The organism is Duganella sp. Dugasp56, assembly GCF_047304105.1.
Classification (GTDB): Bacteria; Pseudomonadota; Gammaproteobacteria; order Burkholderiales; family Burkholderiaceae_D; genus Rugamonas; species Rugamonas hordei.
Genome location: NZ_JBGLYQ010000039.1, coordinates 14,710 through 35,225 on the forward strand (window position 1 = coordinate 14,710; position 20,516 = coordinate 35,225).

General features: G+C 66.8%; 18 protein-coding genes. 8 read left to right on the forward strand and 10 right to left on the reverse strand.

Annotation, left to right across the window (positions count from 1 at the left end):
• Nucleotides 1-26 precede the first annotated feature (26 nt).
• The 4 genes from ACCD07_RS24095 to ACCD07_RS24110 are packed head-to-tail and all read left to right on the forward strand — an operon-like array spanning nt 27 to nt 4,222.
• Nucleotides 27-1,136, forward strand: coding sequence for a phosphotransferase family protein (locus ACCD07_RS24095; RefSeq protein WP_353403157.1), 1,110 nt, complete (start codon nt 27-29; stop codon nt 1,134-1,136).
• A 28-nt stretch (nt 1,137-1,164) separates the two neighbouring features.
• Nucleotides 1,165-2,340, forward strand: coding sequence for an acyl-CoA dehydrogenase family protein (locus ACCD07_RS24100; RefSeq protein ID WP_413448790.1), 1,176 nt, complete (start codon nt 1,165-1,167; stop codon nt 2,338-2,340).
• Nucleotides 2,337-3,407, forward strand: coding sequence for an acyl-CoA dehydrogenase family protein (locus tag ACCD07_RS24105; RefSeq protein ID WP_413448791.1), 1,071 nt, complete (start codon nt 2,337-2,339; stop codon nt 3,405-3,407). Before ACCD07_RS24100 ends, ACCD07_RS24105 begins: the two co-directional genes overlap by 4 nt.
• A 23-nt stretch (nt 3,408-3,430) precedes the next feature.
• Nucleotides 3,431-4,222 (forward strand): SDR family NAD(P)-dependent oxidoreductase, encoded by a 792-nt coding sequence (locus ACCD07_RS24110; protein WP_413448792.1) that lies wholly within the window; start codon nt 3,431-3,433, stop codon nt 4,220-4,222.
• A 7-nt stretch (nt 4,223-4,229) separates the two neighbouring features.
• On the opposite strand, the gene ACCD07_RS24115 is transcribed toward ACCD07_RS24110, so the two are convergent.
• Genes ACCD07_RS24115 through ACCD07_RS24150 form a run of 8 tightly spaced genes read right to left on the reverse strand, consistent with a single transcriptional unit; the run spans nt 4,230 to nt 11,303 of the window.
• Entirely contained in the window at nt 4,230-5,012 is a 783-nt protein-coding gene (locus tag ACCD07_RS24115; protein WP_413448793.1) for a DUF2889 domain-containing protein, read from the reverse strand.
• Nucleotides 5,013-5,014: 2 nt separating this feature from the next.
• Nucleotides 5,015-6,169 carry a thiolase family protein gene (locus ACCD07_RS24120; RefSeq protein ID WP_413448794.1) on the reverse strand — a complete coding sequence of 385 codons (1,155 nt, stop codon included), beginning with the start codon at nt 6,167-6,169 and terminating at the stop codon, nt 5,015-5,017.
• Nucleotides 6,162-6,617 (reverse strand): Zn-ribbon domain-containing OB-fold protein, encoded by a 456-nt coding sequence (locus tag ACCD07_RS24125; RefSeq protein WP_413448795.1) that lies wholly within the window; start codon nt 6,615-6,617, stop codon nt 6,162-6,164. The genes ACCD07_RS24120 and ACCD07_RS24125 overlap by 8 nt, the downstream gene beginning before the upstream one ends.
• Before the next feature lie 60 nt (nt 6,618-6,677).
• Nucleotides 6,678-7,070: a DUF6285 domain-containing protein gene (locus tag ACCD07_RS24130; RefSeq protein WP_353403164.1), complete on the reverse strand. Its 393-nt coding sequence runs from the start codon at nt 7,068-7,070 to the stop codon at nt 6,678-6,680.
• Nucleotides 7,067-8,083, reverse strand: coding sequence for a phosphotransferase family protein (locus tag ACCD07_RS24135; protein WP_413448796.1), 1,017 nt, complete (start codon nt 8,081-8,083; stop codon nt 7,067-7,069). The genes ACCD07_RS24130 and ACCD07_RS24135 overlap by 4 nt, the downstream gene beginning before the upstream one ends.
• 8 nt (nt 8,084-8,091) lie before the next feature.
• The gene (locus tag ACCD07_RS24140) at nt 8,092-9,264 is read right to left on the reverse strand and encodes an acyl-CoA dehydrogenase family protein (protein WP_413448797.1); all 1,173 of its coding nucleotides are present in this window, start codon (nt 9,262-9,264) and stop codon (nt 8,092-8,094) included.
• A gap of 43 nt (nt 9,265-9,307) precedes the next feature.
• On the reverse strand, nt 9,308-9,994 hold the full coding sequence (locus tag ACCD07_RS24145) for a carboxymuconolactone decarboxylase family protein (protein ID WP_353403167.1): 687 nt from the start codon (nt 9,992-9,994) through the stop codon (nt 9,308-9,310).
• A 46-nt stretch (nt 9,995-10,040) separates the two neighbouring features.
• Nucleotides 10,041-11,303 carry an acyl-CoA dehydrogenase family protein gene (locus ACCD07_RS24150; protein ID WP_413448798.1) on the reverse strand — a complete coding sequence of 421 codons (1,263 nt, stop codon included), beginning with the start codon at nt 11,301-11,303 and terminating at the stop codon, nt 10,041-10,043.
• Between the two features lie 173 nt (nt 11,304-11,476).
• Here ACCD07_RS24150 and ACCD07_RS24155 point away from each other — a divergent pair, with 173 nt between their 5' ends.
• The 4 genes from ACCD07_RS24155 (at nt 11,477) to panD (ending at nt 15,283) form a co-directional block, all read left to right on the forward strand.
• Nucleotides 11,477-12,235 carry an SDR family NAD(P)-dependent oxidoreductase gene (locus ACCD07_RS24155; protein WP_413448799.1) on the forward strand — a complete coding sequence of 253 codons (759 nt, stop codon included), beginning with the start codon at nt 11,477-11,479 and terminating at the stop codon, nt 12,233-12,235.
• Between the two features lie 52 nt (nt 12,236-12,287).
• Nucleotides 12,288-13,466 carry an acetyl-CoA C-acyltransferase gene (locus ACCD07_RS24160; protein ID WP_413448800.1) on the forward strand — a complete coding sequence of 393 codons (1,179 nt, stop codon included), beginning with the start codon at nt 12,288-12,290 and terminating at the stop codon, nt 13,464-13,466.
• 114 nt (nt 13,467-13,580) lie between these two features.
• Nucleotides 13,581-14,918, forward strand: coding sequence for a spinster family MFS transporter (locus ACCD07_RS24165; RefSeq protein ID WP_413448801.1), 1,338 nt, complete (start codon nt 13,581-13,583; stop codon nt 14,916-14,918).
• 5 nt (nt 14,919-14,923) lie between these two features.
• Complete coding sequence (gene panD / locus ACCD07_RS24170; RefSeq protein WP_353403212.1) at nt 14,924-15,283, forward strand: aspartate 1-decarboxylase; 360 nt, start codon at nt 14,924-14,926, stop codon at nt 15,281-15,283.
• A 19-nt stretch (nt 15,284-15,302) separates the two neighbouring features.
• On the opposite strand, the gene ACCD07_RS24175 is transcribed toward panD, so the two are convergent.
• Nucleotides 15,303-16,883 (reverse strand): DUF3300 domain-containing protein, encoded by a 1,581-nt coding sequence (locus ACCD07_RS24175; protein WP_413448802.1) that lies wholly within the window; start codon nt 16,881-16,883, stop codon nt 15,303-15,305.
• 165 nt (nt 16,884-17,048) lie between these two features.
• On the reverse strand, nt 17,049-20,513 hold the full coding sequence (locus ACCD07_RS24180) for an indolepyruvate ferredoxin oxidoreductase family protein (protein WP_413448803.1): 3,465 nt from the start codon (nt 20,511-20,513) through the stop codon (nt 17,049-17,051).
• Nucleotides 20,514-20,516 lie beyond the last annotated feature (3 nt).

Sequence of the window (20,516 nt, forward strand, 5' to 3'; positions counted from 1 at the left end):
AATTCCTTCAAGCCATGGGCATATCAATGACGAGCAGCAAATTGGAAACACCGGGCGCCGCGTCGGCCAGCGCACCGAAAACCTATATCGGGGAACTGGGCGACGTCCGGCTGGCGGCCGAGATCGACAGGAACCGCTTGCATGACTATCTGCGGCAACACCTGGCGGGCTACGCCGGGCCGCTGACGGTCCGGCAGTTCCAGGGCGGGCAATCGAACCTGACCTACCTGCTCGAGACGCCGCACGCCAGGTATGTCTTGCGGCGGCAGCCGGCGGGCGTGCTGTTGAAATCGGCGCATGCGGTGGACCGCGAGTTCCGCGTCATGACGGCGCTGTCCGGCCTGGGCGATTTTCCGGTGCCGCAGCCGCTGCTGCTGTGCACCGACCGGGACGTCCTGGGCAGCATGTTCTATGTCATGAGCCATGTCGAGGGACGCATCTTCTGGGACTGCCGGATGCCGGACTTGAACCCGGCGGAGCGGGCGGCGATCTTCGATTCGGCCAACGCGACCTTGGCGCGGCTGCACACGGTAGATTTCGCGGCGATCGGTCTGGCCGACTACGGCAAACCCGGCAACTATTTCGCGCGCCAGATTTCGCGCTGGTCGCGCCAGTTCGATGAGTCGCGCACCCAGGACGTGCCGGAGATGGACCAGCTGATGGCCTGGCTGCCCACCGCGCTGCCGGCGGACGACGGCCTGTCGTCCATCGTCCACGGCGACTACTCGTTCCACAATCTGCTGATCCACCCCACGGAGCCGCGCGTGGTCGGCGTGCTCGACTGGGAGTTGTCCACGCTCGGCCATCCGCTCGGCGACCTGATGTACCACATGATGGAGTGGTACCGCCCGCCCGGCGTCGATGCGCGCGGCACGCTCAGCGGCGCCGACCTGAAGGCGCTGGGCATTCCCAGCCAGGAAGAATACATCGCGCGCTACTGCGAACGCACCGGCTTCGCGTTGCAGGCGACGCTGCCGTTCTACCGCGCGTTCAATCTGTTCCGCACCGCCGCCATCCTGCAGGGCATCGCCCACCGCCTGCGGGACGGCAACGCCGCGTCGGCCAACGCGGCCGAAATCGCCGCCAATATCGGTCCCCTCGCCAAGGCGGCATGGAAGATCGCCAACGGCGATTGACGCCGACACCAAACTAACAGAGGCTCAGATGACTGATCCAGTAAGCACCGCCAGGGCGCGGGCGGAAGAGTTGAAGCGCGCTGTGCTGGCGTTCTACGAGCGCGACATGCCGGCCGCGTTGAAGAGCAAGTCGGCGCGCCACCAGGTGCTCGGCAAGGACGACTACGTGCAGTGGATGCGCCTGCTGAACGACAACGGCTGGGCCATCGGGCACTGGCCGAAGGAGCACGGCGGCCAGGCCTGGTCGCTGCTGGAACGCTTTGCCTTCGAAGACCAGCTGGCGCGCCTGGCGTGTCCTTGGGTGATACCGTTCGGCGTCAAGTATGTCGGTCCCGTCATCTACAGCTTCGGCACCGAGCAGCAGAAGGCGCGCTTCCTGCCGGGCATCAGGAACACCGGCGAATTCTGGGCGCAGGGTTATTCCGAGCCGGGCGCCGGTTCCGACCTGGCCAGCTTGCGCACCGAAGCCATCCGCGACGGCGACGCCTTCGTGGTGACCGGGCAGAAGGTCTGGACCACGTACGCGCAATGGGCCGACTGGATGTTCTGCCTGGTGAAGACGGCCGGCGCGGCCCAGGCGCAGAAGGCCATCTCGTTTCTGCTGATCGATATGCGCAGCCCCGGCGTGAGCGTCAAGGCGATTCCGACGATGGACGGCTATCACCATGTGAACGAAGTCTGGCTGGACAAGGTGCGCGTACCGGTGGAAAACCTGGTCGGCGAGGAGGGCGCGGGCTGGACCTACGCCAAGTTCCTGCTCAAGAACGAGCGCACCGCCGGCGCCATCATCGGCACGGCCTGGCATGCGCTGCGCCGCCTGAAGTCGCTCGCCGCGGAGACCGGAGGTGCGCAGGCGCGGCGCGTCGGCGAATTGGAACTGCGCTTCATGGCGCTGGAGCAGGCCGCCTACCAGGCGGTCGAGGCGATGATGCGCGGCACCGACCATGGCGCCGAAGCGTCCTTCATCAAATTGCGCGGCACCGAGCTGTATCAGGATATCGCCGAGGCCCTGATCGATGTCCTCGGCCCGGCCGGCATCGCCTACGACAAGGCCGCGCTGCACGCGGCCGGCGCGCCGCCGCTGGGGCCGGACGACGCCGGCGGCATCGTCAAGGACCACCTCTACAACCGCGCCGCCACCATTTTCGGCGGCGCCTCCGAGATCCAGCGCAATATCGTCGCGAAAGGCGTGCTTGGCTTATGAATATTGATTTTGAAACCGCCAATATGCTGGACGACAGCGTCCGGCGCTATGCGGAAGACAAGTACAGCTTTCTCGACCGGCACCGGGTCCTGACCCAGCCTGCCGGATACAGCGAGGCGGCCTGGCGCGACTACGCCGCGTTTGGCTGGCTTGCGCTGCGCTTGCCGGAAGACGCGGGCGGCCTGGACGCCGACGTGTTTGCCGTGGCGGCCCTGATGGAAACGGTCGGCGCGCGCCTGCTGATGGAGCCGGTGCTGGCCAGCGCCATCGTCGGCACCGAACTGTTGCGGCGGCTGGGCAGCGACGCGCAGCGCGCCGAACTGCTGCCGCGCCTGGCCGACGGCAGCCTGAAGCTGGCCTACGCGCACGGCGCGCCGCTCCGTGTCAGCGACGGCCGGGTCAGCGGCGCGGCGGAGGCTATCCTGCATGGCGATATCGCCGACCTGATCCTGGTGAGCGCCGTCGACGATGCGGCGGGCGCCGCGCCGCAAGTGTACCTGGTCGATCCGGCCGCCACGGGTGTGTCGAGGACGGCGTTCCGCCTGGTCGATGACCGGGGCGCCGCGAATATGCGTTTCGACCAGGCGCGCGCGCTGCGCCTCGCCGGCGGCGGCGAGGATGCCGCCGAGGTCATCGCCGACGCGCTCGACCTGGCCACCGTCGCCCAATGCGCGGAAGCGCTCGGCATCGTGCGCAAGCTGGTCGACACCACGGTCGACTACCTGAAGGTCCGCAGCCAGTTCGGCAAGCCCATCGGCACCAACCAGGCCTTGCAGCACCGCGCCGTCGACATGTTTTTCCTGTCCCAGGAAATCGCGGCGCTGACCGTCGATGCGAAACACGCGATGGCGCTGCCGGCCGCCGGGCGCGCCGGCAGAATCAGCGGCGCCAAGGCCTATATCGTCCAGGCGGCGCGCAAGGTCGCCAACGAGGCGGTCCAGATGCACGGCGGCCTGGGCCTGACCGAAGAGCTGGACGTCAGCCACTACTTCCGGCGGCTGATGGTCGGCGCCGCCCTGTTCGGCGACCGCGAGCAGCAGTTCGCGCGTTTCCTTTCCGTATCTTGAACACTTCTTCGGGTTCCCCCATCATGTCTGATTCATCCAGCGTACTTCCTGCCGACCTGTTTGACCTGAGCGGAAAAATCGCCCTGGTCACGGGCGCCTTCAGTGGCCTCGGCCGTGGCTTCGCGCAGGTGCTCGGTGAGGCGGGCGCGACGGTGATCGTGGCCGGCCGCCGGCTGGACCAGGGGCGGCGACTGGTACAGACGATGGAACAAGCCGGCATCCGCGCCCACGCCATCCTGATGGACGTGGCCGATCCGGCCAGCGTCGACGCGGCCATGGACGAGCTGGCCGAACAGGTGGGCGTGCCGGACATCCTGGTCAACAACGCGGGCATCACCCAGACCAAGCCTTTTCTGGAACTTAGCGAGCAGGACTGGACGCAGATCATCGACGTCAACCTGAACGGCGCGTGGCGGGTGGCGCAGCGCAGCGCGCGCCTGATGCAGCAGGCCGGCAAGGCGGGCAGCATCATCAATGTGGCCTCGATACTGGGGCTGCGCGTGGCGCAGCAATTGCCGGCGTACGCCACCTCCAAGGCGGCGCTGCTGCAGCTGACGCGCGCGATGGCGCTCGAGCTGGCGCGCCACGGGATCCGCGTCAACGCGCTTGCGCCCGGCTATGTGGAAACACCGCTGAACGAGGAGTTCTTCGCCGGCGAGGCGGGCCGCGCGCTCGTCAAGCGCATCCCGCAGCGCCGCCTGGGACTGGGGCGCGAGCTTAGCGGCCCCTTGTTGCTGCTGGCCAGCGAAGCATCCTCGTACATGACCGGGGCGGTGCTGGTGGTCGACGGCGGCCACAGCATCAACGGGCTGTGAGGCCTCGTCAGGGTTGCCTGTCGATATGCTCAAGCATGGCGTCGGCCGCCGCATCGTAGCGGCGCGGGGGAGTGGGCATGCGCAAGGCGATGGCGCTCCACTCGGGCTGGAACGTGTGGCACACCGGACCTTGCCCCAGCTCGGCCGCGACCGCAAACCGCTCGATATCGACGCGCCGGCCGAACGACACAAAAGCCACCCTGCGCAGGACCAGCTCATCTTCCGCATCGGCGGCATCGAGGCCGTCGGTCCATTCGCGAAAGCCGTGCAGGATGCTGCGGCCGGCCATCGCCTCGGGCGCCGTGATCGCGTAGCCGAGCAGGTCCCAGCTGAGAACTTCGCGACCGTCGCGCCGCAGGGTGGCGCGCAGCGCGCCGCGCGCGGCGCCGTCCACCACATCCGATAAGGCTTGCACCGTGCCGTGATAGCGGCGCTGTATGCGCCCCGACCAGGCGTGCGCCACCGCCAGGCTGGCCAGGTCGAGCAGGTGGGTGCAGTTGCACCGCATGTCGACCAGGGCCCCGGCTGCGGCGCAGCGGCCGGTCAGGGGCTGTCCGATGAGGGCGCGCAGCGGCACGCCGGCGCCGGCGCAGGTGCTCCACGGGTGGCGCGGCGTGGCCACGCGCAGGTCGCGGATGCGGCCGCCGTCATGGGTGAGCGTCACGCCGAAGTGGTGGAATTCGTCCTCCAGCCAGCCCACCACGGTGTGCTCGTCCCATGCGCGCAAATCGATCTGGCGGCGGAATATGCCGTCGAGCGGGATGTCGGCCAGTTGCTTCTCCCAGGGCATGCCTAGCTCCGGCGCTCAAGGATGGTCACGCCGCTCACGCCGGGCGCGCCGTACACGTGGGTGTAGCCCAGCCGGGGCGTGCCCGCAACCTGACGCTGGCCGGCCTCCTGGCGCAGCTGGGTGCAGATCTCGATCACCTGGCGCAAGCCGGAGGCGCCTATCGGTTCGCCGTTGGCCATGCAGCCGCCGTCGGTATTGATCGGCAGGCGGCCGTGGATGTCCGTTTGGCCGGTGCGCAGCAGGAGGTCCTGCTCGCCGTGTTCGCAAAAGCCGTTCTCCGCCATGTGGATGATTTCGCTGCCGGCATCGGTGTCCTGCAGCTGGATGACGTCGATGTCGCGCGGACCGACGCCGGCCAGTTCGAAGGCGGCCTTCGACGCGGTCACCGTGGGCGCCGGCGCCTGCTGCGCCGCCAGCGCCGGGCTGAACACCTCGAACGATCCGTGGTGGCGGGTGCGCACCACGGCCGCCCTGACGACGATGGGCTTGGCCTGGAAGCGCTTGGCGGCCTGCGCGCTGCACAGCACGAGGGCCGCGCCGCCTTCGGCCGGGCTGCAAAACATGTACTGGCGCAGCGGCAGGTTCACCGGCATGGAGGCGGCGATTTCCTCGAACGACAGGGCGCGCCGCCGCCACGCATGGGGATTGAGCGCGCCGTTGCGGAAGGCGCGCTGCGCGACGCGCGCCAGCGCCGCTTCCTCGATGCCGTGTTCGTGCAGATAGCGGCGCGTCTTGAGCGCGAAGAACTGGGTGGTGAGCATCAGCCCGGTTTCGCCATACCAGTCGGGCAGGCCCCAGTCGCGCGGATGGGGATTGAAGGCGCCGCGCGGATGCTTGTCGAAGCCGACCGCGACGGCGATCTCGGCCATGCCCGAACGGATCGCCGCGACGGCGCTGGCCAGCGCGCTGCCGCCGGTCGCGCAGCCGTTGGCGACGTTGATGAAGGGCAGGCCGGTCAGGCCCAGGTCGTTGCACAGGGCGTCGGCGTTGCCGGCGTCATGGCTGCCGCCGTAGGCCACGCCCACCTGGTCCCAGGACACGCCGGCGTCCTGCAGCGCGGCGCGCAGCGCCAGCGCGCCTTGCGCCCGGCCGCTGAGCGCGTCGTGGCGCCCGAACGGGTGCATGCCGATACCGATGATGGCGACGTCGTCATGCATGTCGGGCTCCTTGATGGTTGTCGGGCGCGCTCTGGAACGCGAAGGTATGGATGGATTCGCCTTGCGCGTTGACGCGGTAGGGCAACAGCACCAGCGCCATCGGCATGCCGATGGCGAGCCGGGCCGGGTCGGCCTCGGTCAGGCGCGCCTCGACCTTGATCCCGCTGGCCATCTGCACGTAGCCGACGCCGTAGGGGCGGAACGTCTCGGCGGTCTCGCCGCTGTTGTAGGGCGCCTTGGGCAGAAAGTCCTGGACGGTCCAGGACCAGAGCACCCCGGTGCGGCCGAGATCGCAGGCTTGCATGCGCGCGCACCGGCAGCGGGTGCAGCTGTCCGCGGCGGGGAAATAGGTTTCGCCGCAATCGGCGCATTGGCTGCCCAGCAGATGCGGCTGGCCGTCTTGAAAGCCGATCAGCGCGTCGGAGACGAGCAGGGGCGGGGTAGACATGGAATGGTCCTCTCAGGGAAGGGGGTACGGGGCGGCGGACGACAGGCGTGCTCGCCGCCGCTATTTCAGGTACTTGGGGCTGCTCTCGAGCAGCGTGAGCCGGGCGCAGTGCAGGAGGTGGGCGTGCACGCCCGGCGCCAGCGGCGGCGTGCCCGGGGGGGCATGGCGGATTTGTTGGCCCAAAGCCCGATTGAGCGCCTGCAGGCGCGCGCGCACGTCGTCGCTCGCGGCGGCCACGGTGGACGGAGCGCCGGCCAGCAGGCTGGCCAGCGCGGCCAGCTCCTGGCGCTCGCGCCCCTGGCCGCCGCGCGCCTGGCGCATGGCGATGGCCATGGCGCTGGCCACCATCAGGGCCGCATGGCGCCGGTCGGCGGGCAGGGCGGGGATCAGCTCGTCCTTGAGTACTTGATGGGCGGCTTCCAGCAATGCGTCGCCTAGCGGTTCTTCCCTCATTGCATCTCCTTGGTCATGGTCAGGATTTCGTATTCGAGTTCCGGCACGATGTGGCCGGTCAGCGCGAGGAACAAGGACCGCTCGTTGCCGGACATATGGCGTTGCGCCTGCTGCAGGGCGATCAGCGCCCAGTTCATGTGCGCCATCACTTCCCAGTAAGGAACGGCGTCGCGTGCCAGCGGCGCGCCGGCCACCCTTTCGTAGCCGCGATAGAAGTCCTCGCGCTGGCCGATGCCGCCGGCCTCCTTGTCGGCGGCGCCGAAGCGCCAGCATTTGGCGCAGAACCAGCCGATGTCCTCGAGCGGATTGCCCCAGCCTGCGAACTCCCAATCGAGGATGCCGGTCAGGCCGTGCTCGTCGACCATGTAGTTGCCGGTCCGGTAGTCGCGATGGCAAAGCACGACATCTTCGGCGGCCGGGGCATGGAGCTCCAGCCACCGCAAGCCCCATTCCAGCGCGGGCCGCGCCAGCTGCATCTCGTCGAGGAACTGGCGCACGCGCGCGATCAGCAGCGCCGATGGCGCCGCCGTCGGCACGGGCAGAAAGGCCAACGATTCGTGGGGCGGCCTGATGGCATGGATGAGCGCCAGTTCCTCGCCGAGGCGCTCGGCCAGCGCGCCGCGGTCGCCGCCGTAGCCGAGGTCCTTGACCAGCACCCTGCCGGCTGCCGTCCCGGCCACGCGCCGCATGACGAAAAACGGGCGCCCGATCAGTTCCGGGTTCTCGCACAGCCACAGCGGCTCGGGCACGGTCACGCCGGCCCGGTATGCCGCCCGCAGCAAGGCAAATTCCTCGACCCGGCTATGGCTTTGCGTCACACCGGATGGCGAATCGGTGCGCACGACCAGGTCCAGCGTGCCGGCCATCGGGCCGTCGGCCAGTTCCGCCCGGACCAGCCAGTTCTCCTGGATGGCGCCGCCCGACAGCTGCGACATCTGTACGATGTCGGCCTGGCTGGCGTCGGCGTGCGTGGCGATGAAGGCGGCCAGCGCGGCGCGTGAAGTGTCGTTCATGGCTGTACTCATCGGTTTCGATCGATGCCGTTGACCACCCGCTTGCCGATGCTCCAGCGGTGCACTTCCGACGGGCCGTCGTAGATGCGGAAGGCGCGCATGTCCGAAAAGATGCGCGCGACCTCGGACTCGTCGGTCACGCCCTGTCCACCCAGTATCTGCACGCAGCGGTCGGCGACGCGCCACTGCGCTTCCGACGCCAGCACTTTCGTGACGCTCGATTCGTGGATGCCGAGGCGGCCCTGGTCGAGCACCCAGGCGGTATGCCAGATCGACAGGCGCGCCGCGTGCAGATCGATTTCGTTATCGGCGAGCATGAAACTGACGCCTTCGTGGCTGCCCAGCGGCTTGCCGAAGGCGCTGCGCCGGCGTGCGTAGTCGGTGGCGATGTCGTGCGCGCGCCGCGCCGCGCCGAGCCAGCGCATGCAATGCGTCAGCCGCGCCGGCGAGAGCCGCACCTGCGCGTACTTGAAGCCTTCGCCCGGCTCGCCGAGGATGTCGCGCGCCGGGATGCGCAAGTTCTCCAGCCGCACCACGGCGTGGCCGCCGGGAAAGCAACGGTCCATGGAGTTCATCAGGCGTTCGACGATGAAGCCGGGGCGGTCGGTGTCGGTCAGGAACATGGTGGCGCGGCCGTCCTCGAGCTTGGCCATGATGATCGCCATCGACGCGCCCTGCGCGCCAGTGGTGAACCATTTGCTGCCGTTGAGGACGAAATCGTCGCCGTCCCGCACCGCCGTCGTGAGCAGCATCGACGGATCCGAGCCGGCTCCCGGCGGCGGTTCCGTCATGCAAAAGCAGGAACGGATCTGGCCGGCGGCGAGCGGCTTGAGCCAGCGCTGCTTGTGCTCCTCGCCGGCGACCGCTTCGAGCAAATGCATATTGCCTTCGTCTGGCGCGGCGATATTCAGCGCGATCGGGCCGAGCAGGGAGTAGCCGGCCTCCTCGAAGACGATGGCCTTGCTGCGGTGATCCAGGCCGAGACCGCCAAACGCGGCCGACACATGGGACGAGAGCAGTCCCGCCGCGCGGCCCAGCGCGACCAGTTCGTGCCGCAGCTCCTCGGTGGGGCCGTGCGCGGTCAGGCGCTCATCGCGCTCGAACGGGATGATTTTCTCGCGAATGAAGACGCGCACGCGCTCCTGCAGTTCGGCGAGTTGCGGGGAAAGCGAAAAATCCATAAAGTGTTTCCTGAATATGCGGGTAAGTGGTTGAGCGGCCGCTTCACGCGTCCATGGCGTTGGCGCCGTTGACCCAGGCCGACAGGCCGCTGGTGATCACGGCGCACACGATCGCCTCGGCGATTTCGGCTTCGCTGGCGCCCGCCGTGCGGGCCCCTTTGATATGCACCGACACCAGGGGGCTGTAGTCGGCCGCCAGAACCGTCACCAGCAGCAGCTCCGAAAATTTCTTGCCGAGCGGCGTGCCGTTGATGGTTCCTTCGCGCATCAGGTAGTAGGCGTCGGCGCCAAGCGGCAGCACGTCGAAGAATTTTCCCAGCGAAGGGGGCATGGAGCCGAAGTAGGCGAGGAAGTTTTTTTCGGCCTCGCCGGGAGCGACCTCGATTTCCTGGAGTGCCGCCGCGTCCTGCTGCTGGCCTGGATAGGCGGCCTCGAGCTGCTCGAGGAATTTCAACGCGGCGGCCTCGCCGCGCACGCTGCTGAGGACGATGGCCGCGGAGGCGGCTTCGTCGAAGCGCAGCCCCAGGTCCCGCGCGCGCCGCAGTTCGCGGCTGGCCATGTCGTGGTAGCCTTTGCTGGTCGCGGCGGCGGCGACGCAAAGGGCCTTGACCTTCGCCGGCAGCGCGCCGTCCTCGTTGACGATGTGGCGGAAACGCCCGTAGCCGCCCAGTGTCAGGGGGGCGATGCGGCGCAATAAATTGGAATCGAGCAGTGGGCTATTCGGGTTCACGGGCTGTCCTTTATGTGATCAACGTTGGATGCATTGTACGAGCGTCCTAGGACTTCATATACGCCTTGATGCTGGCGTAGTCGCGGCCCTCGTATTTCTTGCACTCCAGCTGGGCGACCGTGCGGCAGTGGACTTCATCCGGCCCGTCGGTGAGGCGGACGATGCGCGTGTTGGCATACATCTCGGCCAGGCCGAAGTCCTGGGCCACGCCGCCGCCGCCGTGCGCCTGGATCGCCATGTCGACGATCTTCTGAGTCACGCGCGGCGCGATGACCTTGATCATGGCGATTTCATTGCGCGCGACTTTGTTGCCCACGGTATCCATCATATGGGCCGCTTTCAGGCATAGCAGGCGGACCATCTCGATGTCGATGCGTGCGTGGGCGATGCGTTCCTCCCACAGCGAATGCTCATGGATGCGCTTGCCGAAGGCCTCGCGCGACATCAGGCGGACGCACATCTTCTCGAGCGCCACTTCGGCCGTGGCGATATTGCGCATGCAGTGGTGGATGCGGCCCGGTCCGAGGCGGCCCTGGGCGATCTCGAAACCGCGGCCCTCGCCGTAGATGATGTTCTCGGCCGGCACGCGGACGTTCTCCAGGATGATCTCGAAGTGGCCGTGCGGCGCGTGGTCGAAACCGAACACCTCCAGGTGGCGGACGATCTTGATGCCGGGTGTGTCGGCCGGCACCAGTATCATCGATTGCTGGCGGTAGGTTTCGGCATCCGGATCGGTCTTGCCCATGACGATGAAGAACGCGCAGTGCGGATGGCCGGCGCCGGACGACCACCATTTGTGGCCGTTGATGACGTATTCGTCGCCGTCGCGGCGGATCTCGGTGCGGATATTCCTGGCATCCGACGAGGCCACGGCCGGTTCCGTCATGAGGAAGGCGGAGCGGGTGTCGCCGTTGGCCAGGGGCAGCATGAAGCGGCGCTTCTGGTCCGGCGTGCCGTAGCGGTGCAGGACTTCGAAATTGCCCGTGTCCGGCGCCATGCAGTTGAACACTTCGGACGCGAAGTACACGCGTCCCATCAGTTCGGCGATCCGGGCGTACTCCAGATTGGTCAGGCCGACGCTGGTGAAAAATTCGTCGTCGTGCTCCGACGGCGGCATGAACAGGTTCCACAGCCCGGCGGCGCGCGCCTTGGCCTTGAGCTCCTCAAAAATCGGCGTCGTTTCCTTCCACCGGTCGATGGTCTTCTTTTGCTCCTCGTAGATCGGGATGGCCGGATAGATATGTTCGTCCATGAAGGCGCGAACCTTTTCCATCCATTCGACTGATTTTTTTGACTGTTCGAAATCCATGGGGAAGGCTTTCTCAAGAGATGTGAATGCATTCAGAATAATCGACCGTCCGGTCGGTTGTCAAGCGGCGACTGTGTTGCGACATGCGGGCTTGACAATTTTGCGCCGCCGACGATACACTCCATGAGTGCGACCGTCCGGTCGGTCGATATTTGTTCAACAAGGAGCTGGCAATGAGCGCAATGAAAGGCAGGGTGGTGCTGGTCACCGGCGGTGCGTCGGGGATCGGCTTTGCGACGGCACGACGCTTCGCCGAGGCGCAAGCGACGGTCATCATCGCCGATCTGGACAAAGCCACCGTGACCGGGGCCGCCGGCGAACTGGCGCGGCAGAAGCTCGATGTGCACGGCATGGTGCTGGACGTGACGCGCGAGGCGCATTGGGTACGGATCATGCGCCAGATCGAGCGGCGCTTTTCGCGCCTTGGCGTGGTCGTCAATAACGCCGGTGTCGGCCGGCCCGGGGCGATCGTCGATACCAGCCTGGCCGATTGGCGCTTTGTCACGTCGGTCAATCTGGACGGCGTGTTCCTGGGGGTGAAGTACGGCATCGAAGCGCTGACACGCCATGGCGGCGGCGCGATCGTGAATGTATCCTCCATCATCGGCACGGTGGGCACGGCTAACAATGCCGCCTACGCCGCATCCAAAGGCGGTGTGCGCCAGCTCAGCAAGGTGGCCGCGCTCGAATGCGCGGCGGCGGGCAATGGCATACGGGTCAACAGCGTCTTGCCCGGCTACGTGGAAATGCAGCGCAAAGGCGCCAAGAAAATGAGCGGGGAAAAACGCCGGGCCCTGATCGATGCGACCCCGATGGCGCGCTTCGCCACGCCCGCCGAAATCGCTGACGCAATTTATTACCTCGCTTCGGCCGAGTCCAGCTATGTGACCGGTACGGACTTGATCGTCGACGGCGGGTTCACGGCGCAGTAGACGCGACCGTGTCTTGCATTCCCCATTCAACCGTTTTATCTAAAGGAATATCATGACCCAAGCAGTGATAGTATCGACCGCGCGCACCCCGATTTGCAAGAGCTGGCGCGGTGCGCTGAATATGACCCATGGCGCGGATCTGGGTGGACATGTGGTGCGGGCCGCGCTGGCGCGCGCCGGCATCGACCCGGGCGAAGTGGAGGACGTCATCATGGGTTGCGCCACGCCGGAAGGCGCCACGGGCTACGATATCGCGCGGCAAATCGCGCTGCGCGCCGGTTTTCCCGTCAGCGTGCCGGGGGTGACGGTCAACCGTTTCTGTTCGTCCGGACTGCAGGCGATCGCCGACGCCGCCTATCGCGTGCGCGCCGGCGAGGGCGAGGTGTTCGTCGCCGGCGGGGTCGAGTCGATTTCGATGGTGGCGAATGACTTTAACAAGCTGAACCTCGAAAACGAATGGCTGCTGCGCCACCAGCCGGACGTGTATTGGCCGATGTTGCAGACGGCGGAGTTCGTGGCGAAGAAGTACGGGATTTCGCGCGAAGCCCAGGATCACTATGGCGCGCAAAGCCAGCAGCGCGCGTTCCAGGCCAAGCTGGACGGCAGGTTCGCGCAGGAGATCGAAGCCATCGCGGTCAAGACCAGGCTGGTCGACAAGAACACCAAGGTCGAGACGATCACGGAGGTCGTCGCCGGCGAAGACGAGGGCATACGCGCCGGCACCACCTACGAGGCGGTGGCGCAGCTCAAGCCGGTGATCGAGGGCGGGGTCGTCACCGCCGGCAACGCCAGCCAGTTGTCGGACGGCGCGTCGGCTTGCGTGGTGATGAGCGATCGCGCGGCGGCCAGCAAGGGACTGCAGCCGATGGGCGTATTCCGGGGCTTTGCCGTCGCCGGTTGCGAGCCTGCGGAAATGGGGATAGGTCCCTTGTTCGCGGTACCCAAGCTGTTGAAAAGGGCGGGGCTGACGGTGGACGATATCGGGCTGTGGGAGCTCAATGAAGCCTTTGCCGTGCAGGCGATTTACTGCCGCGACCAGCTCGGCATATCGAACGACATTTTCAATGTCAACGGAGGGGCGATCGCCATGGGCCATCCGTACGGCATGTCCGGCAGCCGCCTCGTTGGCCATGCGCTCATCGAAGGCAAGCGCCGCGGCGTCAAATATGTCGTCGTCACCATGTGCGTCGGGGCGGGCATGGGGGCCGCGGGCCTGTTCGAAGTGTTGTAAGGAAAAGATTGACACCCGACCAGTCGGTCGATATGCTTGTTTTTATCGCCGGACCCGCGCCCCCGGACGGGGCGCGGCGTCAGGGCGCCGTCCATTACTGCCACAAGGGTCACCATGCTCGTCACGCACACACGCCAACAAATCCGGGAGCGCCGCTATGTGCTGTTCCTGCTGTTCCTGGTGTCGGTATTGAGTTATATCGATCGCACCATCCTGTCTATTCTGCAGGTGCCGATCAAGAGCGACCTTGGCCTGTCCGACGCCCAGCTCGGCGCGCTGACCGGCCTGTCCTTCGCCCTGTTCTATGCCACGCTGGCCCTGCCGATCGCCCGCCTGGCCGACCGCGCCAACCGCTCGCGGCTGGTGGCCGGTTCGCTGGCCATCTGGAGCGGCATGACGGCGCTCACCGGCCTGGCCAGCAGCTTCGCCGGGCTGGTGCTGTTCCGCATCGGCGTGGCGGTCGGCGAGGCAGGTAGCATTCCCGCCACCCATTCGATCATCGCCGACATCTATCCGCCCAAGACGCGCGCCACGGCGCTGGCGTTCTGGGGGCTGTCGCTGCCGGCCGGCCTGATGCTGGGATTTTCCTGCGCCGGGGCGCTTGAGCAGGCGGTCGGCTGGCGGGCCGCCTTCGCCATCATCGGTGGGGCGGGGCTGCTGCTGGCGCCGCTGGTACTGTTGACCATGCGCGAACCGCAGCGCGGCCGTTACGATCCGCCCAAGCTGGCGGATGCGGTGGCGCCGACGGTGGCGCAAGCCTTGCGCCACCTGTGGCAGCTGCGCGCGTTCCGCTATCTCACGGCGGCCGGCGCCTTTCATGCCTTCGCCTGGTACTCGGTCAATGCCTGGAGCGCGCCGTTCTACGTCCGCGTGCACGGCCTGACGCTGTCGCAGGTATCGTTTTACCTGGCCGTGCTCAATGGTGTCGGCAGCGCGGTCGGCATGTATCTGGGCGGCCGCCTGTCCGACTATTTCGGCCAGCGCGACCCGCGCGGCCGCCTGCGCGTGGTGGCGGTGGCGCTGCTGATCATGGTGCCGGCGGCGCTGGCCCAATACCTGGCGGAGTCGCTCACGCTGTCGCTGGCGATGGCCGCCATCTCGCTGACGATGATGCTGGTGTATTACGGGCCGGTCATCGCGGTGGCGCAGCTGCTGGTGCCGGCCAGTATGCGCGCCTTCACCTCGGCCGTGCTGATGCTGGTGCTCAATCTGTTCGGCCTGGGTCTCGGTCCTTTGGCGACCGGCATGGTCAGCGACTTTTTCGTGACCCACTTCGGCATGGCGAACGATTCCTTGCGCTACGCACTCAGTATCGCCGTGCTGTTTTCGCTGGTGGCGGCCGGCTTGTTCTGGCGCGCCGCCAGCCTGCTGCCGCGCGAGATGCTGCCGGTCGAGGGAAATGACAGCGTCCGCGCGGACGCTGCCGAACTGGCCACGTTGGGGAAATCATGATGTCCATGCAACGCATTATGCTGCGCTCGAAGCTTCATCGCGTCACGGTCACCCAGGCCGACCTGCACTACGAAGGCTCCTGCGGGATCGATGTCGATTTGCTGGAAGCGGCCGATATCCGGGTCAATGAGAAAATCGAGCTCTACAACGTGAACAACGGCGAACGTTTCTCGACGTACGCGATTCCCGGGATGCGAGGCAGCGGGGAAATTTCCCTGAATGGCGCCGCCGCCCGCCGTGCCCATTTGGGCGACTTGCTGATTATTTGTACCTACGCACCGATGACGGAAGACCAGATCGGCAGCTACCTCCCCAAAGTCGTTTTCGTTGACCAGCGCAACAGGATTACTGGAATGAAAAAATAAAGTGCGATGGAAGAGGGCGCTAGCTGTGGTGCTCCTGAACGTCGTGCTTGTCGTGGTGATTTTTTTCGTCGTGCTTCTCCGCAGGATGTTTGGCTGCCGCCGGCTGCGTGGCGACATGGGGATGCTCGTTGTGCATGGCCAGCATATCCTGGTGCGCGACATGAGCCTGCGGCCGATCGGGACTGTTGATTTCCCGGGGCGGCGGTGGGGCGTGGTGCGGCATGCCCGCGTCGGCGTGCTGGACCGGCGGCATACGCGTGGCATCCGGATGCGCGCGATCCGCCATCGCCTGCGCGGGCACCCGGTCGATCCTGCTTTCCTCATGCGCGGGCTCTTTCGCGGCAGGTGGAGCCATTTTCGCGGCCGGTATTTCCTGCGCCACGTGCGGCTGCTGATGCTGATCATGCTGAACCATAGGTGGAGTGGGTGCGCTGTGGGGAGCAACCGCGGCGTGCATTGCCGGTGCCGCCGGAGACGGATGCGGGCCGGGCACGGCATCGTGGGACGTGAAGTGCGGCATACTCATCACCCCACTCGGCTGCTGCGAAGTGCTGTTGATGGCGACGTTCTGAGTACGGTTGACTACATTGTTGGTCGTTCGGTAGTTATTATTGGTGACGTTGATATTATTGATATTGTTGACATGGTTCACGACGGTCACTGATTTCGATACATACGTCGAGTTGTTGTACACCACTGCTGGACGGTGCCAGCCACCGTCATAGCTGGGGCTGGGTGCGCCCCAGTTGACGCCCCACGAATTCCAGCCCCAGTCGTGGTGGCTGATGGCCGCGCCCACCAACACGCCCACGCCGAACGAGATCACGCCGGTGGTGACCACGTTCTCGCTGGTATAGGCCGGCTGTTGGGAAACCCAGCCCGGGTACACCCGCACCGGCTCGCCATACACGACCGCAGGGTTGTAGTGCGGAACATGGACGACATCCCGCTCAGCCGGCTCGATGACGATGGTTTGCGGCGGCGGCGGTATCACCGCCGGCCCTGAATAGACCATCGGTTCCGAAGGGGATTGCGTGACATAAGCCGGCGGCGCCGATGCGCGGGCGGTCGCCGATACCCGCAGGTGCTGCGAGGTTTTCAGGTTGCCCGCCTGCTGGGCGCGCAAACGCAAGGCCTGGATGGCGTTCATCACGTCGCTCGGGTCGTTCACATAGGCTTCGCCCAGCTCCTTGGTCCACTGGACGTTGCCCGCCATCTGGTTCAGAACGCTGGGGAAGGTGGTCAGCGATTTGACACTGACGTCCCACGGCTGACTGGCTTCCGCGGCTTGCAGCGCATCGCCCTTCAAGGAGGGATTCTGTGCCAGCCATTGGTTGGCCGCAACAATTTGCTCCGGATAAGTGGCTCCCGCCAGCACCTGGCCGACCAGCTTGTCCGGAAACAGGGCGATCGGCGCGACCATCTGCGACAGCTGCTCCGCAGTCGGGGGCGTGTACGGCGCAGCTTGAGCAGTAGTCGATGCAGGCGCGCTGTTTTGCTGTGGCGCGTCGGCGGGCTTGTTGCATCCGGCAAGAGTAAGCAGGCTCAGAATCAGTGTCGAGGACACTGCGGTTTTAAAATTTTTCGCTTGAACGCCCATGATTGACTATCCTTCCTCAAGAAAATATGAAACAAGATTAACAATCATCTGTAGAGAAAGCTGTAAGCTGTTGTAACGTGCGCGGGGCTGTACTGATCGATCTCGCAAGGCGCCGCGCCGTCAGGGCAGCCGGGAGACGCAAGCGCCCCCCGGGTTGACTGACCGCTAACGGGCCTGCGCCATGCTGGCCAGCTTGACGTGGCCGAAGCCGCGTATCCGTTCCGGTACACGGGCCAGACGTAGCAGCTCGGCGTGGTTGTCCGCGCTCAGTTCGCCCGCGATGCGCGCCGTCAGCTGGAAGTAGTCCTCGCGCAGCGCGCGCTCGCGCCGCCGCTCCCCGGTATAGCCGAAGAGATCGAACGGCGTGCCGCGCAAGACCTTGAGCGGCGCCAGCAGCTGAAACGCCGTCAACATCCAGCTGCCGAAACGCATCTTGGCCGGCACCGTGGAGCCCGCGCGCTTGCGGGCCAGCAGCGGCGGCGCCAGATGGAATTCGAGCTTGTACTCACCTTCGAACTGCGCTGCGATCTGTTCCCGGAACGCCGGGTCAGCATGTAGCCGCGCGGCCTCGTACTCGTCCTTGTAGGCCATGACCTTGTACAGATTGCGGGCCACCGCCTTGGCCAGCGGCGTGTTGCGGTTGAGCGACTGCTCGCGCAACCGCACCCTGCCGACCGCCTCCACGTAGCGGTGGGCATAGCGGGCGTCCTGGTACTTTTCCAGCAAACCGGAGCACAGCGCGATGGTCTCGTCCAGCGACGCCGGCGGCGCGAACTGGATCACCCTGGACCCGGCGCCGCCCAGCGCGGCCAGTCCCGCGCGGTCGGTGGCGGCCAGCCGGCCTACCGCGAACGCGCGCTTGTTCATGTCCACCGCGACGTTATTGAGTTCGATCGCGCGCATCAGCGCCGCCAGGCCGACCGGCACCAGGCCCCGTTGCCACGCATAGCCCAGCATCAGGATGTTGGCGGCGATCGGATCGCCCAGCAGGCGCGCCGCCAGCCGGTGGGTGTTGAGCGTGTCGACGCGTTCGGCGCCGGCCGCGTGGGCGATCTTTTCCAGCAGCGCCGGCAGCTGCACGCTGGCATCGGGATTGCGGGTGAATTCGGCGGTCGGGATCTCCTGCTCGTTGCCGACCACCCGGGTATGGCCGTGGCGCATGACGGACAGGGCGTCCGGCATCGCCGCCACCACCAGGTCGCAGGCCAGTACGGCGTCGGCCTGCTGCAGGTCGATGCGCACCTGGTGCAGCTCGGACGTCGAGCGCGCCACCCGCAGATGCGACATCACCGCGCCGCCTTTCTGGGCGAACCCCATGAAGTCCAGCGTGGACGCGCCTTTGCCTTCCAGGTGGGCCGCCATGGCGATCAGCGCGCCGATGGTGACCACGCCGGTGCCGCCGACGCCGGCCACCAGCATTTCGAACGGCCGCTCCAGCGCGCACGGCGCGGGCAGCGGCGTGGCCGCCAGCAGGCGCTCCAACTGTTCCAGGCTGATGGTGGCGGCCGGCTTTTTCAGACTGCCGCCCACCACCGACACGAAACTGGGGCAGAAGCCTTCGACGCAGGAATAGTCCTTGTTGCAGGACGATTGCTCGATCTGGCGCTTGCGGCCCAGCGGCGTCTCCAGCGGCAGGATCGACAGGCAGTTCGACTGCACGCCGCAGTCGCCGCAGCCTTCGCACACGGCCGGGTTGATGACCATGCGGCGCGGCGGATCGGGGAACATCGTCAGGTCCGGGCGGTTCTTCTTGCGGCGGCGGCGTTTCTCGGCGGCGCAGGTCTGGTCGTACACCAGCACGGTGACGCCGGCGATCTCGCGCAGCAGGCGCTGCATGGCATCGAGTTCGCGGCGGTGATGCACGGTGACGCCGGCCTCCAGATCAACGCCGGCATAGCGTTCCGGCTCGTCGGTCACCACCACCACCTTGGCCGCGCCCTCGCTGCTGACCTGCTGGACGATCTGCGGCACGGTCAATTTGCCGTCCACCGGCTGGCCGCCGGTCATGGCCACCGCATCGTTGTACAGGATCTTGTAGGTGATGTTGGTGCGCGCCGCGATGGCCTGGCGGATCGCCAGGTAGCCGGAGTGGTAATAGGTGCCGTCGCCCAGATTCTGGAACACGTGCGGCTCCCTGGTGAAGCGCGAGGCCCCCACCCACGGCGCCCCTTCGCCGCCCATCTGGGTCAGGTTGACGGTGTCGCGGTCCATCCAGGTGGCCATGAAGTGGCAGCCGATGCCCGCCAGCGCGCGGCTGCCTTCCGGCACCCTGGTGGAGGTGTTGTGCGGACAGCCGGAGCAGAAGTAGGGCGTGCGCTTGACCGCGTCGCCGGCGTTGGACAGCAGGTCGGCGGCGCAGAAGCGCGGCAGGTGCTGTTCCAGCCCCAGCGCCGGCAGCTGCGGCGCCAGCCAGCGGATCAGCGCCGGCGCGATGCGCGAAGGGCGCAGCTCGCCCAGCGCGGACAGCAGCGGCTGCCCTTGCAGGTCGGTCTTGCCCAGCACCTGCGGACGGCTGGCCGGCGGCTGGTTGTACAGCAGGGTCTTGAGCTGATCCTCGATCACCGCGCCTTTTTCCTCGACCACCAGCAACTGCCGCAGGCCGTCGGCGAACGCGGCGAGCCGGCTCCGTTCCAGCGGGTAGGTCAGGCCCGGCTTGTACAGCCGTATGCCCAGCTGTGCCAGCCGCTCCGGCCCCAGGTCCATGCGCCGCAGCGCCTCCAGCAGATCCAGGTAGGCCTTGCCGGCGCTGATGATGCCCAGCGTGGCACCGGGCGCGGCCACCACCATCCGGTCGATCGCATGGGTGCGGGCAAAGGCTTGCACCGCTTCCAGCTTGTCGGCCATGCGCTGTTCGATGCCCAGGCCCGGCAGGTCCGGCCAACGCACATGCAGGCCGCCTGGCGGCGGAGCATAGTCCAGCGGATCGGCATAGCTGCGCGGCGCCGGAATCTGCACCACGGCGCCGCCTTCGACTGTCTCGGAGATCGCCTTGAACCCGACCCAGGCGCCGCTGAAGCGCGACAGCGCCCAGCCGTAGGGACCGAATTCCAGGTACTCCTCGATATTGGCCGGATTGAGCACCGGCATACCCCAGGCCATCATCGCCTGCTCGCTCTGGTGCGGCATGGACGACGACACGCAACCGTGGTCGTCGCCCAGCACCACCAGCACGCCGCCATGCGGCGAGCTGCCGTAGGCGTTGCCGTGCTTGAGCGCGTCGCCGGAGCGGTCGACGCCGGGACCCTTGCCGTACCACATGGCAAACACGCCGTCGACCGTGCGTGCGGGATCGTTCTCCACCTGCTGCGTGCCGAGGACCGCGCTGGCCGCCAGGTCTTCATTGATGGCGGGCAGGAACTCGATCTGGTGTTCCTGCAGCTGCCGCCTGGCGCGCCACATCTCCTGGTCCACCGCCCCCAGCGGCGAGCCGCGGTAGCCGCTGACGAAGCCCGCGCTGCGCAGGCCGCGGGCGGCGTCGGCCTGCCGCTGGCTGATCATCAAGCGCACCAGTGCTTGCGTGCCGGTGATGAAAATGCGGCCGCTCTGGCGTCGCAGCTTGTCTTCCAGGCGGTAGTCCGCATCGGCCAGCACTTCGTCTCCCGGCGGCGGCAGTTGTTCTCTCGATCCCATCTA

Bases quoted from the DNA above. Each gene is read 5' to 3' on its own strand.
- ACCD07_RS24095 (WP_353403157.1), top strand. From the start codon at position 27: ATGACGAGCAGCAAATTGGAAACACCGGGCGCCGCGTCGGCCAGCGCA.
- ACCD07_RS24100 (WP_413448790.1), top strand. From the start codon at position 1,165: ATGACTGATCCAGTAAGCACCGCCAGGGCGCGGGCGGAAGAGTTGAAG.
- ACCD07_RS24105 (WP_413448791.1), top strand. From the start codon at position 2,337: ATGAATATTGATTTTGAAACCGCCAATATGCTGGACGACAGCGTCCGG.
- ACCD07_RS24110 (WP_413448792.1), top strand. From the start codon at position 3,431: ATGTCTGATTCATCCAGCGTACTTCCTGCCGACCTGTTTGACCTGAGC.
- ACCD07_RS24115 (WP_413448793.1), bottom strand. From the start codon at position 5,012: ATGCCCTGGGAGAAGCAACTGGCCGACATCCCGCTCGACGGCATATTC.
- ACCD07_RS24120 (WP_413448794.1), bottom strand. From the start codon at position 6,169: ATGCATGACGACGTCGCCATCATCGGTATCGGCATGCACCCGTTCGGG.
- ACCD07_RS24125 (WP_413448795.1), bottom strand. From the start codon at position 6,617: ATGTCTACCCCGCCCCTGCTCGTCTCCGACGCGCTGATCGGCTTTCAA.
- ACCD07_RS24130 (WP_353403164.1), bottom strand. From the start codon at position 7,070: ATGAGGGAAGAACCGCTAGGCGACGCATTGCTGGAAGCCGCCCATCAA.
- ACCD07_RS24135 (WP_413448796.1), bottom strand. From the start codon at position 8,083: ATGAACGACACTTCACGCGCCGCGCTGGCCGCCTTCATCGCCACGCAC.
- ACCD07_RS24140 (WP_413448797.1), bottom strand. From the start codon at position 9,264: ATGGATTTTTCGCTTTCCCCGCAACTCGCCGAACTGCAGGAGCGCGTG.
- ACCD07_RS24150 (WP_413448798.1), bottom strand. From the start codon at position 11,303: ATGGATTTCGAACAGTCAAAAAAATCAGTCGAATGGATGGAAAAGGTT.
- ACCD07_RS24155 (WP_413448799.1), top strand. From the start codon at position 11,477: ATGAGCGCAATGAAAGGCAGGGTGGTGCTGGTCACCGGCGGTGCGTCG.
- ACCD07_RS24160 (WP_413448800.1), top strand. From the start codon at position 12,288: ATGACCCAAGCAGTGATAGTATCGACCGCGCGCACCCCGATTTGCAAG.
- ACCD07_RS24165 (WP_413448801.1), top strand. From the start codon at position 13,581: ATGCTCGTCACGCACACACGCCAACAAATCCGGGAGCGCCGCTATGTG.
- panD (WP_353403212.1), top strand. From the start codon at position 14,924: ATGCAACGCATTATGCTGCGCTCGAAGCTTCATCGCGTCACGGTCACC.
- ACCD07_RS24175 (WP_413448802.1), bottom strand. From the start codon at position 16,883: ATGGGCGTTCAAGCGAAAAATTTTAAAACCGCAGTGTCCTCGACACTG.
- ACCD07_RS24180 (WP_413448803.1), bottom strand. From the start codon at position 20,513: ATGGGATCGAGAGAACAACTGCCGCCGCCGGGAGACGAAGTGCTGGCC.